This is a genomic window from Campylobacter sp. 2352 PW (assembly GCF_024723575.1).
Lineage (GTDB): Bacteria > Campylobacterota > Campylobacteria > Campylobacterales > Campylobacteraceae > Campylobacter_D.
Map to the genome: position 1 here is coordinate 1 of NZ_JANQCX010000013.1, position 15,684 is coordinate 15,684.

General features: G+C 27.2%; 14 protein-coding genes and 1 tRNA gene. 4 read left to right on the forward strand and 11 right to left on the reverse strand.

Annotated features, from left to right (window positions below; translation table 11 throughout):
• Positions 1–222 precede the first annotated feature (222 nt).
• From CAMP5121_RS06750 to CAMP5121_RS06780, 7 genes are all read right to left on the reverse strand, one after another.
• A complete protein-coding gene (locus tag CAMP5121_RS06750; RefSeq protein WP_047208733.1) occupies positions 223–684 on the reverse strand; it encodes a hypothetical protein in 462 nt (153 codons plus the stop codon).
• A gap of 964 nt (positions 685–1,648) precedes the next feature.
• The gene (locus CAMP5121_RS06755) at positions 1,649–3,112 is read right to left on the reverse strand and encodes a hypothetical protein (RefSeq protein WP_337215167.1); all 1,464 of its coding nucleotides are present in this window, start codon (positions 3,110–3,112) and stop codon (positions 1,649–1,651) included.
• Positions 3,109–4,257: a DNA methyltransferase gene (locus CAMP5121_RS06760; RefSeq protein ID WP_337215168.1), complete on the reverse strand. Its 1,149-nt coding sequence runs from the start codon at positions 4,255–4,257 to the stop codon at positions 3,109–3,111. The genes CAMP5121_RS06755 and CAMP5121_RS06760 overlap by 4 nt, the downstream gene beginning before the upstream one ends.
• Before the next feature lie 15 nt (positions 4,258–4,272).
• On the reverse strand, positions 4,273–5,325 hold the full coding sequence (locus CAMP5121_RS06765; RefSeq protein ID WP_337215169.1) for a DNA adenine methylase: 1,053 nt from the start codon (positions 5,323–5,325) through the stop codon (positions 4,273–4,275).
• Entirely contained in the window at positions 5,289–5,540 is a 252-nt protein-coding gene (locus CAMP5121_RS06770; protein WP_337215170.1) for a helix-turn-helix domain-containing protein, read from the reverse strand. The genes CAMP5121_RS06765 and CAMP5121_RS06770 overlap by 37 nt, the downstream gene beginning before the upstream one ends.
• Before the next feature lie 1,590 nt (positions 5,541–7,130).
• On the reverse strand, positions 7,131–8,114 hold the full coding sequence (locus tag CAMP5121_RS06775) for an AAA family ATPase (protein WP_337215171.1): 984 nt from the start codon (positions 8,112–8,114) through the stop codon (positions 7,131–7,133).
• A complete protein-coding gene (locus CAMP5121_RS06780; RefSeq protein ID WP_002871904.1) occupies positions 8,111–8,329 on the reverse strand; it encodes a helix-turn-helix domain-containing protein in 219 nt (72 codons plus the stop codon). The genes CAMP5121_RS06775 and CAMP5121_RS06780 overlap by 4 nt, the downstream gene beginning before the upstream one ends.
• A 112-nt stretch (positions 8,330–8,441) precedes the next feature.
• On the opposite strand from CAMP5121_RS06780, the gene CAMP5121_RS06785 reads away from it, so the two are divergent.
• Positions 8,442–9,101 carry a helix-turn-helix domain-containing protein gene (locus CAMP5121_RS06785; RefSeq protein ID WP_002871903.1) on the forward strand — a complete coding sequence of 220 codons (660 nt, stop codon included), beginning with the start codon at positions 8,442–8,444 and terminating at the stop codon, positions 9,099–9,101.
• 291 nt (positions 9,102–9,392) lie between these two features.
• Here CAMP5121_RS06785 and CAMP5121_RS06790 read toward each other — a convergent pair whose 3' ends face one another.
• The 4 genes from CAMP5121_RS06790 to CAMP5121_RS06805 form a co-directional block, all read right to left on the reverse strand.
• The gene (locus CAMP5121_RS06790) at positions 9,393–10,658 is read right to left on the reverse strand and encodes a tyrosine-type recombinase/integrase (protein ID WP_337215172.1); all 1,266 of its coding nucleotides are present in this window, start codon (positions 10,656–10,658) and stop codon (positions 9,393–9,395) included.
• Positions 10,659–10,833: 175 nt separating this feature from the next.
• Positions 10,834–10,909: transfer RNA gene (locus CAMP5121_RS06795), tRNA-Val, on the reverse strand.
• A gap of 45 nt (positions 10,910–10,954) precedes the next feature.
• Positions 10,955–12,145 carry a replication-associated recombination protein A gene (locus tag CAMP5121_RS06800; RefSeq protein ID WP_337215173.1) on the reverse strand — a complete coding sequence of 397 codons (1,191 nt, stop codon included), beginning with the start codon at positions 12,143–12,145 and terminating at the stop codon, positions 10,955–10,957.
• Complete coding sequence (locus CAMP5121_RS06805) at positions 12,142–13,317, reverse strand: DUF945 family protein (RefSeq protein ID WP_337215174.1); 1,176 nt, start codon at positions 13,315–13,317, stop codon at positions 12,142–12,144. Before CAMP5121_RS06805 ends, CAMP5121_RS06800 begins: the two co-directional genes overlap by 4 nt.
• A gap of 131 nt (positions 13,318–13,448) precedes the next feature.
• Between CAMP5121_RS06805 and glmM the strand changes: the two genes are divergently transcribed.
• From glmM to hemJ, 3 genes are read left to right on the forward strand one after another with little or no spacing between them, the layout of a single operon-like run.
• The gene (gene glmM / locus CAMP5121_RS06810) at positions 13,449–14,786 is read left to right on the forward strand and encodes a phosphoglucosamine mutase (protein ID WP_214116308.1); all 1,338 of its coding nucleotides are present in this window, start codon (positions 13,449–13,451) and stop codon (positions 14,784–14,786) included.
• Positions 14,779–15,234 (forward strand): signal peptidase II, encoded by a 456-nt coding sequence (gene lspA / locus CAMP5121_RS06815; protein WP_337215175.1) that lies wholly within the window; start codon positions 14,779–14,781, stop codon positions 15,232–15,234. Before glmM ends, lspA begins: the two co-directional genes overlap by 8 nt.
• Positions 15,228–15,677, forward strand: a complete 450-nt coding sequence (hemJ, locus tag CAMP5121_RS06820; protein ID WP_263663669.1) for a protoporphyrinogen oxidase HemJ — start codon at positions 15,228–15,230, stop codon at positions 15,675–15,677. Before lspA ends, hemJ begins: the two co-directional genes overlap by 7 nt.
• Positions 15,678–15,684: the final 7 nt, after the last annotated feature.

Here is a 15,684-nt window from a genome sequence, read left to right on the forward strand (position 1 = left end):
CCCGCCACTATCCTCCTCTGATGAGATTATTATAACTTTTTATCCTGATAATTTAATAAGAAAATTTTTTATTTTTCTTTTTGGTTCTTTTTATTCTCTTTTTAATTTTTATAAAAAGAGAATAAAGCTACATTTTATAGTAGTATTATATTAATTACAATACATACTTTTTAAGTATTTATGCATTCTGTGATTTATTTATTGATAGTTCTAAATTACTAACTAATTTAAATCTTTTATTTCATGTTGTAAATCCATGATTTGTGTTTGTAATTTCCAGTAGTCATCGTTAATATTTTTTTCTAGTTTTTGTACTTTATCTTCTTGCATGGTTTCTTGAAAAAGTGGAGAATAAAGTTGAGGATTTGTTTTTATATAATAGTTTAAATCTATTTCTGCTTCTTGTAATATTTCCATAGTAGTTAAACCATTTTCTATTTGTTTTTTTGAATTTGCACTAGATAAAATTTCAATTTCCATTTTTTCCTGTGGTAATACCAAAGTCATTAGATCTGACATTCCTAAAGTTTTGATTGTATTTGGATAATTTTCAGCCCATCTTTCTAATATTTTTAAAGCATAGTGAGAAATTTGTTTATTTATCCATAAATTATAAATTTGATGAAATGATGTTTCATTTAAAATAGATTCTAGTCTTTTTATATTTGGATAATTAAAATTCATAACATTCCTTTTTTTGATTTTTATTTAATTACAAGTATAAAATATTTTGTCTTATAAATATAAAAATTAAGATGAAAATTTTAGTAAAAGCAGGATAGCTATTTACTCCAAAAAATGACACCATTTTTTAAGTAAATAACAAAATATTCTCTGCGAGGCTCATAGAAAAAATGTTTTTTTGAGATTAATTTTTTTAATTTATGATTTGTAATTTTTATGTATATCTAAAAATATTTTAAATAATTATCTTATGTATTTTTATTATAATTTCACAAAATAAATATCATGATTTTACTCAATAAATGAATAGTAATTTATTAGATAATAAATTTAAGAAGTGATTGTTTTATAAAATAAGCTCTAATTTATATATTATTAAGATAATATAGGTATAACTTTGAATATATTAAGTTATAAAAGAGATCTTAAATAATATTTTAATTTATTTTATTTAAAAATATCAAGTCATATAAATTCCTAATATTTTTCGCTTTTTATTAGTAATTTTGATAATATACTTCTACTATTTTGTAAGTTTATAATTATTTCATTTAATGTTTTATTTTTTTGTTTTTTAATATATATTGTGTTCCATGAAAGCTTATATATTTTTGTCTCTGTTATTATCAGTTGTTTTGCTGATATAATTTATATGGTTATTAAATAAAGGTGTTACACTCCTATTCCAATCAGTATTTATGGTATTTATGTGATTTGGTACTAGATAAGTATTGTTGAGAATGTAAACAAATTGATTACCCTAAATATAATTTCTCGTCTATAAAATATCATAGTTTTCATTAAAACTTTGTACCCTTTTGTTAAATCTACTTCCGCCTCCGAGTTAATCGTCTATGCTATCCAAATAATGATAAATAAGTGATGCTAATTTTTAAGTTTAATTTTTGACAAATGTTTTGCTATATTATGTAGCAAACACACCTAAAAAATTAACTTGACTTATTTAATCTATAATATGCACACAAAACTTATTTAATCCATAATATGAACGCAAATGAAAAATCGCTTCTCCAAAAATTTTTGGAGAGTGTATTTGTAAAATTGTCTTACCATTTTTTGTTAGAACAAAGCCTATTTTTGGTATGTCATTAAAATTTATCTTAGGAAAACTCAAATTCGATATTTCATTAATTTCTCCACCAAATAATACAACTGTTCTTATAATTTTATAATCTTCATAATGCTTTTTGATGTATAAATTTTCAAAAGCATCATAGTTTTCTAGCTCGTCTATACCGCATTGAACCTTTATAAATTTTTTGCCTTCAATATTTATTATCTGTTTCCTATCAAAGTCTGCCAATACCAAATCGGGTATAAAAATTCTTGCGTTTTCATTACCATTTTTGTATTCATCTCTATTTTCATATTTTTCAACAGTTAAATTTTCATTATTTTGAGTTATAAAATAACCCCTTTCACAACCCGCGTGATTTTCATATATAGCTCTTGCTCTTGTAAATTCCTCTACAACTAAATGCAAAAATATTGTAGCTATTTTTTCACCTTGCGTTTCATAGCGCCAATAACTATCATTGTTTTGTATTGCCGGTAAATCAATGTTTTCTAGCGAAATACCAAGCAAATTTGCTATTGAAACAAACTTGTTACCTCTGCCAACTTGATTTTGTGAAAGATTGTGCGAAGTTATTTCTATTTTGCCCACATAACCCAAAGCTCTAAGTGTAGCCGATATTAAACTTAAAGCACCTATATTGGGATCGTGAGATAATGTTCCATTTTTTTCCAATCTGCCTGAAATTGTAATTTTATTTTCTACTTTTCTAATTAGAATAGGTATATTGCCTTTTGGTGGCAATCTCATAGAATTTTTAAATTCTATGAGCTCATCAATATCAGTAAATGGTGAAATTGTATCGTCATCTAATGATTTTCCTAAAATTTGAACGCCAAGTGTTGCCAAACATTTCGTTCCAAATATATTTGTTTTTGTTGGTTTTTTATCTTGTCCTATCCTTATAGAATAAAGCATTATTTTTTTAATATTTTTGTAATACAAATCAATAAACACAAACTTAGAAGCCCTTTGAAAAACACCTGTATTTCTACTCTCATAATCGCTCGTTTTTGTTTCCTCAATAGCATAAAGTGGTGTATCTTGTAAAGGATTAGGTATATTATCTTGGTAAAAAATTAAAAAATCCGTAAAGCTAGAATTTCCAGATACCACACATAAAAATACATTTTTTATAATAGGAGAATGAACTCCTAATATTGCATATTTAAAAGCAAAATTTCCATTTGTACATAAAGTAGGCACAATAAATATATTCTGTTCCACAAAAAAAGAAATTCCATTATCATCAGCAAATTTCTTAATTATTGTAAATAACACCTCTCGTTTTGGTCTTTCCTCTGTCAATATCCATAAATTACTACTTTTCACGCTTTTTCCTTTCTGAAAACCATAATATATTGATGAATTTGATTTGCAACGAATGCAAATGGATAGCCGTAAGGATATAGATTTACATTTAAATCTGCCCAAATTTTAGTTCCTAAATATTTAAGGTTTTTTAGAGAATTTAATTCATTTATCACATCTGCATGAAGTAAATTTGCGTTTTCTTTGTTTGGTTGCATATCTTTTATAAAAACAACAATATGACCTTTTTCTTTCAAAAATTTTAAACTATCTTTTATGCTTTCCTTAAAATTCAATATAAATTTATCCCAATCCATATTTCCTAAATCCACTTCCATATTAGTAAAGGGTGTTGGGGAAATATCTTTGCCTTTTTTTCTAGCTTCGCCAGTTTTATTTTTAGCCATCATATCGCCATAGGGCGGGTCAATCAATATTAACGAGGCTTTATTGTTATTAAAAATTTTATTTATCTGTTTTACATCTTTTAAAATTTTTAAACTATCTCCACAAATAAATATTTGCTCTTTTAAATTAAGATATTTATTTGCTTCTTGATATGCGTTGATATATTTTTGGTTCAAATCAATTCCAACAGCTTTCCTATCGCATAGACTAGCTCCAAGTAATGTTCCACCCACACCTGCAAAAAAATCAAAAACAAGTTCATTTTCCTTTGTAAAAAACTTAATTATATCTCTCATTAACTGTGGTGGTTTTGGCGATGGGTGTATTTTTCTTATGTGATAGGCATAACTATCATCGCCTTTTGTTAAATATTTTGTTAAGATTACTGAATTTAAAAAATAAGTCCATTCGCCGCCACTAAGGTCATTTAATTTATTTTGTAAGTTATATTTTTTACCATCGCTTGTTATAACTACATTTTTATTTTCGCCTAGAACATAGGCTTTTTCTATATCATCTTTTACCCAACTTGGGAGCGTCTTGATTTGTTCTTTGCTTAGTGCTTCTATTGCTCTATATTTTATTTTTGTTTCATCATTTTTTTTAATTCTATTTTTATTTTGATATTCTTTTATTTTTGTCGCAACAACATCCTTTACCGATTTCTCAATTTCATTTAAAATTTCATTGCAATTTTCAATCTTTTTCTTTTTTAAAAGATTTGTAATAAATTTTTCATCTATGTAATTGTAAAACATCTTATACCTTTATGTCTATTTCTCGATGTAAAAAAGCAATTCATTGACATCATTTTTTGCTTCTTTATTGCTTTTATAGCGTCTATATGGTATTTTTTCGCACTTATAAGTTGTTTCTTTGCCATATTTTTTTAATGTATTCTCTATATCCATTTCACTTATAATGCCCTCACTGTTATAGCTTAGTATTATATGTTTAAAATCGGCTCTACTGACTAAATTATCCAGCTCTAATCCAGCTTTTGCTTTTATACAAAAATTGGATTTTAAACTCGTATAATCTCGCATACCCGTAACACCGCTTATTTTAGGATAATCGTATCTAGCAATAGTTTCTAAAATGTGATAATTCGGTGCATACTGTCTTGAATTGTAGGGGGGATCTATATATAAGACATCGCCGCTTATTTTATCTATTAAGGAATTACTATTTTCGTTAAAACATAAATTGTTCGTTTTTCTGTAAAAATCTATATCTAATAAAGACAGCGTTAATGGTTTTAGACTACGCTTATCCCAAATTTTAAGATATGCACCATAAGTTCCAGTTGTGTTTGAAACCAATGAAACAGCTTCAATAAGTGAAGCAAGTAAATAATAATATTCGCCTTGATTTATTATTTCATCTTTTAAAAATTGCTCTATCGATTGTCTAATATAATCAATTTTTAAAGCATTTTCAACGCTAAAATATGACCTTTGACAATTTTCATTTGGCGAATAATTTTCATATATAAACGGCTTATCCAAAAAATTGTAAGAGCTAGTTTTCTCATTAAAGTAGTTAATGGGGTGGTCATTAAAATAAGCTATAAATTTTGAAAATTTTGGCTCTTCATATAATTGCAAGTAAGCCTTTTGCAATATGAAAGAGAAATATAATATATCGTTTGATATTAAATTGTAGCTTTTTTTAAAATATTTACCAACACTAGCAGTTCCTGCAAAAATATCACATAAGGTTTGTGTATTTTTTGGAATAAAATTAGATATTTTGTCTAACAAAAGTATTTTTGAACCTAAATATCTCATTAAATACCACTCTTGCTTTTTATTTCTTGCTTCCATTCTCTAACAACCTGAATTATATCATCATCTTTTAATTGCGATAACATATCAAGCATTGCTTTCATGGCGATAGGCTCATTTGTTTCTCTAAGCCACTCTATATAGGTTCGCTCTGATATGCCTAACCTATTTGCCATCTCTTTTTTAGTAATATTTTTTAACTCTTTTGCTTCAATTAGTTTATGAATTTTATGAATTATTTGTGATAGTTTCATATTCTTCCTCTTTTAGAGTAAGATTATACATTATAAATCATAAAAAATATATAAAATTTTAAATTTATTACATTTATATGTATATATTTTTAGCTTTATTTAATACATATATAATACTAACATTATAAAAATAAATAATATACACTAAAATGATAAAATGGCACAATGTTTCTTACTATCATCAAATGCTAGAAAGTTATTACTTCTAAAAAATAGCTAAAATGAGTGATAATAAAGCGTTAAGGAAGTTTGCAAATATTAGGTTGTATAATGGCAATCCTATATATCTGTATTGTGATAATGTGAATAAAATTTATCTTATTACTATAAGAAATGAGTATAAATACAATGAGTATCAAAAGAGATTTATTGCAGCAAGTGGCACGCTCATAAACTACCACTTCAAACGCTATTATCAGCTATCGTGCTATTTGTAAATACTGCTAAAGGCATCTCAACTTCGACTAAGCAGTGATTTAGATGTGCAGTTTAAAATGACGTTTGTATTACTTTATAAACTTTGTGAAAGCTTTATTAATTACCAAAGTGATGAGCTGTTTAGTGGTATTTGTGAGATAAACGGAGTATATATGGGTAACTACATAAGACCAAAAAATAATATATATATAATAAGATAGATGGGCGAAAGACTTTTAAGTCAAATAAGCGAGTGATCATATCGCTTCGACAAAGATATAAACTAGGCAGTGGGGCTAGCAAGAGTAGAGTATTTGTGCTAAAAAGCGAAAATGATTTTGTCATAAAACAACATAATTCGTAAGTATACTTTGTATGGAAGTGAAGTGTATATTAATGAAAATGTAGGATATAGCGATTTATCGGCTTATTATGATCATAAAGTAGTAAATCACGCAGTAGAGTATATTGGGAAGTGGTAGCGAAAAATAATCAAGCAGAGAGCTATAATGCTAGATTTAGAAAGCTACATACATAGATTAAGCATTTTATATCTTTCAAGCTATGCAAATGATATAAGTTATAGAGGATATTAGATGACTTGATAATGGCACTATCTTTAAAGATATTTTAGACAAATGCCTTGCTAAATCTATCTCAAATGTACTGGCAAGGTAATCACAAAGTAAGCGAAAAGTTGGGTGTTTAGATAATATCATAGGTGTGAAAATCTTGTTTTATTATGTTTCTTTTGTACTAGGCTTGATTTTAAGATATTCTAAAATTTTATTAGTTGGTTCACCACACTTAAAATTATGAAATGACTCTAATTCTTTTGACTTTGACTTCGTTGAGCTTAAAGTTTGGCTCAAATATTAGTATGGTCTTGCTCATAGTTTCAAGCTCATTTGTGAGTGTTTTTACTAGTTTTTTGATGGCTGATTTATCCTTGAAGCTCTGAATATTTGGCTGTGAGATCTGAAATAATATGGGATTTTGGCATTTATTTTAAATTTAAAAGGAAATTAGTGGGTAAATTTATTAAAATATAGGTGCGTTTGATGCATTATATCAGAATTGCTAGTATGTAGCATTTTTTTGAAAATCAATATTATAATTTTGAGTATAAGTAATTTTATAACCTTGCTTAAAGAACTATCAAATTAAGATTAATTATAATATCTTAAAAATTTTCTTCTTTCCACCTTTTTCTTGTGCTTCATAAAAAATACTCCAATAAATGTTTCTATATTTATCTAGCAGTTTCCATAAAGCATTTCTACCTACTATTTCTACATAATCTTGTTCAATTTTCTTTTTGATTTTACTTGCTAAATCTTGCTGACAAATACCATTTTTGTTTTCATTAAGAATTTCTTTAACGAGATTAAGGGTAATTTGTGTTTTATGATTTTCTGCAAATTCTAAATAATCCACAAATTCAAATTCTAAATTTAATGTGTTTATTTTAAATGCCTGAGATTTTGTAGCAAATCTTCTTTTTTGAGGTTCTAAAAGAATGACAAACTCTTCGTCTGTTTTAATATCTTTTTTATGTAAAAAATATCCTTCATCCACACTATCTAAAAAAGTTGTTGCACCTTTGTAGGCTTTATTATTTTCATCTGGTTTTTGCTTTGGTTGATGATGCAGAAAAATAATAGTAGCTCCATTATCTCTTATTTTTTGCAATTCATCAAAAACCTTAATCATTGTAAAGTCTTTATTAAAATCATCTTGAATAAAATTTCTAATGCTATCAATTACAATTAATGTGTTTTTTAAATCTTTAGCTTTTTTTAAATCTCTAAAAAGACTAAACTTATTTGTATTGTTAGAAAAAAAATAATAAAAATTTGAACTTTTTAAAAATTCACTTCCTTTTCGTTCTTTCAATATTCTTTCATTATTGTCACCATCAAAATAAAATATACGATCTACTTTGTTATTATCAAGTAGATATTTACTTAAATATAACATAAAATAACTCTTACCGCTTCCTGCACTAGCATAAAACATTACTAAAGACTGTTTTACAAGAAAACTATCTATCAACCATTCAAAATCAATATTTTCTAGTTTTTCTATATTTACTTGCTTAAAATTCTTTTCAAAAATAATATCAAGTAGTAGCTTGTTGCTCTTTATAGAATTCATAAATTCCCTTTGACCATGTTTTTATCTAGCCATATTTCAATCTCACTTCTTTTATATAGAATTGTTTTTCCTAATTTAATAAAAGGCAAGGAGTTAGCTTGATTTTGATTTTTTTGCATACGCATTTTATATTGTTTACTAAGACTAATTCCAAATTCGCATTCTAATTGCTTAGGGGTTAAAAAATTTTTGTTTTTTGGTTCTATAATTTGCATGTACTATCCTTTATATTTTCATAAAATAATAATTTATTTTCTAAAAATTGTCAATAATTATCATTAAATTTTTTTATTTTCTTTAAAATTATTTTATTGTAGAATATATTTTATGAAAACGATAGGTGAAAAATTAAGAGATTTGCGTAATGCTTACGGATTAAGCCAAAGAGAATTTGGAGAAAAAGTAGGTATTACGAAAGGTAGCATCAATTCTTATGAAAACAATGTAAACTCCATTACTCAAGGTGCAAAATGGAAAATTTTGCAAGCAACAGGGATAGGGTTTGAATACTTTGATTCTGATATGACGCTAAGTGAGGCCTTTAAAAAATACAATATAGATATAAGTAAAAAACTTGAATTTAAGAAAATAGAAGAAAGTATTTGTGCTATATGTGATGGAGTTAAAAACTATATAGATGGAAAATATTTAGAAACATTTAATATAAAATCATTATTTTTAAATCATTTATTTGATGGTATGGGATATTTTGATTTGTGTTTTTTAAAAGTAAAACATAATGAATTAGAGCCTTATGCAAAAAATGGTGATATTTTAGTTGTATCAAGTAATAAAAATGCTGAAAATGGAGATAAAATCATCATTAATTACAAAGAAAATATTCTTATAGTTCAATATTTTCATGAGTTTGATAAAATAATACTTAAAACTATGAGTGGAGAAGAAATAAAATTTTATAATAGCGAATTTAGTGATTGTGTAGACATTTTAGCAATTATAAAAGGTAAATTTTATTTTGAAGTATGATTTATTTACTAAAGAGATAGAAATGAATAAAGGGCTTAGAATTCTTAAGCTTTACAATGAGTTAGGAAAGCTTTTATAAGGTAAAGAAGTATTGAATATTTAAAAAAATTATGTTAAACATTCTAAAAATTTGATAATCTAAAAAATTTGATTTTATGGATAATTTTCCTACAGAAAGTAAAAAGAAAATTTTATAATCTATTTCAAGTTCTGTAATATAAGGTTTTATACTCTTTTTAACGAAATTAAAAAGAGTATAAAAATAATTATGAGAAATAAAATATAATATATTTATATTCCTAAAAATTCTAAATTATTTAAATAATCATCATACCATTGTAAAAGTTTTCTTTTTTGAATGATGGTTGCTTTTTCTCTTTCATAAGAAAATTTTATTTGATTAAGTTCTTTATGTGCTAAAACGCTTTCAATAACTTCTTCGCTAATATTTAATTTTAAGAGCTCTGCCTTATGTTGAGAGCAAATAGTTCTAAATGTAGCTCTAAAACCATGAGAACTAGCTCGCTTGTGCCATTTATTTTTACCTCCTAAATTTTTAATGGCTTTACCTATGCTATCTCTATTAATATGTCCTTGTATGGTTTGTGCAGGAAAAACAAAATCGCTAATTTCTCCGCTAAATAAAAATTGCTCTTTTAATACCTTAATCATTGTTTTTGTAAGTGGAATTTCATGTGCAATTTTTGTTTTTGTTTCATTTGCTGGTATAGTCCAAATTTGTTTTTCAAAATCAATATTAGCCCATTTTACACTAGCAGTGTTAAAAGGTCTATTGATACTAAGAATTTGTAAATACAAAGCCCTTTTTGTTTGTTTTTCCATTCTATTATCTTGCTTTAGATCTTGAATAAATTCTTTTAAATCTTCTGATTGAATTAAGGCAGGGTATCTTGTATCTATATTATGGTTGTTTTGAAATCTTTTAGAGGAAGCAAAGTTATCTTTTAAGCCATCGCTAGGATCAAAATCAATATATCTATCTTTTAAGGCTATTCTAAAAATACCCTGAACATGATTGATTAAACGGTGTATGGTTTCTAACCTACTTGTATAAGGATTATTTGGATTATAAATAGCATTAAATATAGATAATAAATCACTATATTTTATGTTTTTTACATCTAAATTTCCTAAACTTGGCATGAGATATTTTTCTACAATTTGTATAATTTTTTTAACATAGCTATCGCTAAGACATTTTTTTTGTTTTTGATCTATATAAAGAATAAATAAGTTTTTAAACTTATATTTATCATTTCCATTTTTTAGTAATCGTATATCTTTACATTTTTCAAATTCTTTTAAAAACTGAATAGCTTCTTTTCTAGCTTCAGCTACACTATAAATTCCTTCTCTAAATTCTTTAAGTTTTGTGTATTTGTCATTAATTTTAATACTAAAAGTCTTTTGGCCACTAGGATATACAAAAATATAAAGCTCTTTTGGATTACCTACAGCTTTTTTGTATCGTTTATCACTAGGTTTTAAATTTCTAATATCTTTATCTTGTAAGCTTTGTTTTGCTATGTTTGCCATTATTTTCCTTTAAAGAACCCTATTAGGTTTTAAGAACCCTAATAATGACCTTAATTAATTGAAAATAATTATAACACAAAAGAAATTAATTGAAATCAGAGATCATTTAGTTTGTTTATATATAGCATTTTGAAAGCATTTTTTGGAAATTAAAGAAATCGAAAGAAATAAAAAATGGTGGCTCCGATTGGACTTGAACCAACGACCACCACCATGTCAAGGTGGTGCTCTACCAACTGAGCTACGGAACCAAAAAATGAAAATTATATAAAAATATTTTTACGTTGTGCTTAAAATCACTTTTTAACTTTTTTCATATCGTTTAGCCATAAATCTAGCTGTGCTTCAAAACCTATGCCTTTACTATGATAAAATTTCAAGTCTTTTTCTAGATATCTTTGCTTAACCCAACCTCCAAAATCATGCGGGTAAAGGTAGTTTTTTCTTTGCGGGTTGTTATTATCAAGATAAGGAAGTATTTTTAATGCAGGGCTCTTTTGTACATAATTTAGCGCTTCATTTATAGCAAGATAGCTTGAGTTTGACTTGGGCGAACTTGCTAAAAATACCACACACTGAGCTAAGATGATCCTAGCTTCAGGATAGCCTATGTTTTTTACTGCTATGAGTGTGCTTGCGGCTAGATTAAGTGCTTGTGGGTTTGCATTTGAGATATCTTCACTTGCAAATATCACTAATCTTCTAGCGATGAAATCCGCACTTTCACCCCCATCAATCAACCTCGCAAGATAATATAAACTCGCATCTACATCACTTCCTCTTAAGCTTTTTATCATAGAACTAGCTAGTTTATAGTGTGTGTCTTTACTTGAAGTACCATCGCTTAAAACATTTGTTCTTAATTTTTTTAAAGTTTTAAGCGTGATATGAGTGCTATCTAAAGCCAAAGCAAACTCACATAAATTTAAAAAACTTCTTGCATCATTTGCACTAGAAGTAATTAAAAAGTCTTTGGCATCATCATCGATTTTACATTGGAGTTTTTCTTGCACTTTTGTGGCAAGTTTTTCTAAGTCTTTATACTCTAAACCTTTAAATTCAAAAAGCATACTTCTGCTTCTTATGCCTGAAGTTAAAGTAAAATAAGGGTTTTCAGTGCTTGCACCTATGAAAAGGCATTTTTGATTTTCCAAAGGGATTAAAAGCATTTCTTGTTGGGTTTTTGAAAGCCTATGTACCTCATCAATAAATATCAAAGGTTTATATAAAGAATTTTCATAATTACTTAGTATTTTTCTAAGCTCTTCAAGTTTAAAATTTCCTCCATCAAACTCATAAAAGTCTAGTTTATACTCATACGCTATTGCTCTTGCAAAAGAAGTCTTCCCGCAACCTGCTGGCCCAAAAAATACACTATGAGGGAGTTTTGAAACTTGTATGAATTTTTTAAAAATTTCTACTAAATTCTCTTGTCCTAAAACCTCATCTAAAGTTTTAGGACGAAAAGTTAAGCTTAAATTTGTCATTGTGGATCTATGATGAGTCTTTCACCATTAATGATAGTTGTAACATCACTTTTATTAGAATCATCATAGATAAAATCAAGCACATACGAGCCATTATTATCTACAAAATAAGTATCAAAATTTGCAAAATCAGGCCAAATTTGACTAGGAAGAATTTCAGTGTTTGTGTGAAATTGTGATTTTATATTATTTTCAGTGAAAATAGTTTGTCCATTTGCATCAAATTTTTTACCTTCTTTTTCAAAGCTTAGGTTATTTAAGATGATTTGAGGGTTTGCTTTTAAAAACTGACTTGCTAAAAGCATCATAGAAAAAATATCAGTGTTTGAATTTTGCACTAAGCTATCATAAGCTTTTTTAGAAAGATTGTTAAAATTCATATCTAAGTTAATGTTATTTAGCATAAAGTTTTCATTTGCAAGGTTAAATTTAGCTAAATCTAGTTTTAAAACACTATCATAATCATTTTGAGCATTTTGAGCTGTTTTTGCAAAAATTTTTAATTTATCAAAGTCAAAAGCAATAGAACTTATAAAATTAGCACTATCAATGCTTATATTTTGTTCACTATTTCTACTAGGACTAAAGATATCATTAAAACTTAATTTTTGTATAGGAAATTCAGAAATTTTGATATTTTTTGCTTCTAATTTTTCTTCATGAGATAGTTGTTCCAATAAAACATATCCTAGATTAAGCTCCATATTTTTTACAAATTCCTCAGAACCTGTAATCTTAAAAGATGTATTATTTAAAACTAAATTTGTATCATTGCGGGTGAAATTAATATCGTTTATTTTTGCATTGATGTTAATGTCTCCACCTTTTGCACTAACTAAGATTTTAAAGATTTCTTCATTTGGGAAAATGCCTTTTAAGTCTTCATTTTCATTTAAAATAGAAACGATGGCATTATTACTTGCAAAAAAATTATTAGAAAAATCTACATTCACTTTAAAACTATAAGGCAAGTCATTTAGTGTAGCTATAAAACTTCCTTTGGAGTTTAAAAGTCCTTTGGTATAGTTAGCATCTTCAACACTATAATATGCTGTATCTTGGCTCATTTGAGCAAATATTTTTCCATTGATAGTGTTAATGTAAGAAGCTGAGACAAAAAACCCTATAACTAATAAAACAACTACTACAACACCTGCGATGATTTTTTTCATTCATTTTCCTTAAGTGAAATTTTAAAAATTATATATTTTTATTACTAACTAATGCTTATAAAATTCTCACATTTATACATTACTTAACTTTTTTTCTTATAATTGCACTATTTAAAATCAAAGGTAAAAAAATGAAACTTTTTGGAACAGATGGAGTACGCGGTAAAGCAGGGGAATTTTTGGATTCGTTTTTAGCTATGCGTTTGGCTATGGCTGCTGGAATTTATTTTAAAGACAAAGCCCTTACAAATAATATCTTGGTAGGAAAAGACACAAGAAGAAGCGGTTATATGATAGAAAATGCTATCGTTTCAGGACTTACTTCTATAGGTTATAATGTTATAGAAATAGGTCCTATGCCAACACCTGCTATTGCGTTTTTAACTGAAGATATGCGTTGTGATGCAGGTATTATGATATCAGCTTCGCATAATCCTTACTATGATAATGGCATTAAATTTTTTGATGCACATGGAAATAAACTTGATGAGCAAGCAGAAGCAAAAATAGAAGAAATTTATTTTAATGATAAACTCATAGAAGAAGCAAGAACAACAAAATCACAAATTGGTCAAGCAAAAAGAATTGATGATGTGATAGGAAGATATATTGTTTCTATAAAAAATTCTTTTCCTAAAGAGCTGACTTTAAAGTCTTTACGCGTTGTTTTAGATGTGGCTCATGGGGCTTCTTATAAGGTAGCACCAACGGTTTTTAAAGAACTTGGTGCAGATGTAATTGTGATCAATGATAAGCCAAATGGTTTAAATATCAATGAAAATTGTGGAGCATTGCATCCTTTAAATTTAGCTTTGGAAGTAAAGAAATTTAGAGCAGATGTGGGCTTTGCTTTTGATGGGGATGCAGATCGTTTGGTTGTTGTGGATGAAAAAGGCGAAGTAGCTCATGGAGATAGTCTTTTGGGTGTTTTAGCTTTATTTTTGAAAAAACAAGGCAAGCTAAAATCAAGTGTAGTTAGCACTATAATGAGCAATGGTGCTTTAAAAGAGTTTTTAACTAAACATAAAATCACACATGAAACTTGTAATGTAGGTGATAAATACGTGCTTGAAAAACTCAAAGAATGCGGTGGAAATTTTGGCGGTGAACAAAGCGGACATATTATCTTTAGTGACTATGCAAAAACCGGAGATGGTTTGGTAGCTGCTTTGCAATTTAGTGCTTTAATGCTTAGTGAAGCAAAAAGTGCAAGTGAAATTTTAAATCAAGTTAAGCCTTACCCACAACTTTTGCATAATCTTAAAATTTCAGAGAAAAAAGACTTAAGCAAGCTTGCAGGTTTAGATGAGTTGAAAAAAGATTTAGAAAAAAAAGGAATTGCTAGTTTGTTTAGGTATTCAGGTACAGAAAATTTAATACGCTTATTGCTTGAAGCAAAAGACATTAAGCTTTTAGAAAAAGAAATGAAAGCTGTTGAAAGCTTTTTTATGAAAGCGTTGAATGCTTAAAATCCTGCCTTTAAAATTTTGGCTTGTTTTTGCTTTGATTTTTATATTAGATCAAGCAAGTAAGTATTTGTTTTTACAAGGGCTTGAGTATAAGGGTGAATTTTTTGATTTAGTTTTAACCTATAATACCGGTGTGGCCTTTTCAATGTTTGCATTTTTAGGAGAGTATTTAAAATACATACAGCTTGTTTTTATTTTGGCTTTGTTTGGGTATTTACTTTATCAAAAAGAGTTTCTTAAAACACATTTGATCGCTTTTGCCATTATGCTATCTGCTGGGTGTTCAAATTTACTTGATCGCTTTGTGCATATAGGTGTAGTGGATTTTGTATTTTGGCATAAGTGGTTTGAATTTGCTGTGTTTAATTTTGCTGATGTGATGATTAACATTAGCGTAGCTTTGATTTTAATAAAAGAAATTTTTAATAAAAAAGGAGAAAAATGTTAGATTTTTTGAATGAATGGTATTTATGGATTAAAATGGTGCATTATTTGGCTTTTGTTTCATGGATGGCTGGAATGTTTTATTTGCCAAGACTTTTTGTTTATCACACAGAGCATAAAGACAATAAAGGCTTTGTGGAAGTGGTGAAAATTCAAGAAAGAAAATTGTATTTTTATATCCAAACTCCTGCTATGATAGCTACTGCAATCACTGGAAGTTTAATGATGATGGCCAATAAAGATGTGTTAATGGTAGGTGGATATATGCATGCTAAATTAACCTGTGCTTTACTTTTGATCATTTACCATTTGCAAAATTATTATTATTATAGACAACTTCAAAATGATACTTGCAAAAAAAGTGGGAAATTCTTTAGAGCTTATAATGAAATTCCAACGATATTATTTATAATCATCGCCATTATGATGGTGGTAAGACCGTTTTAGTAAAAAG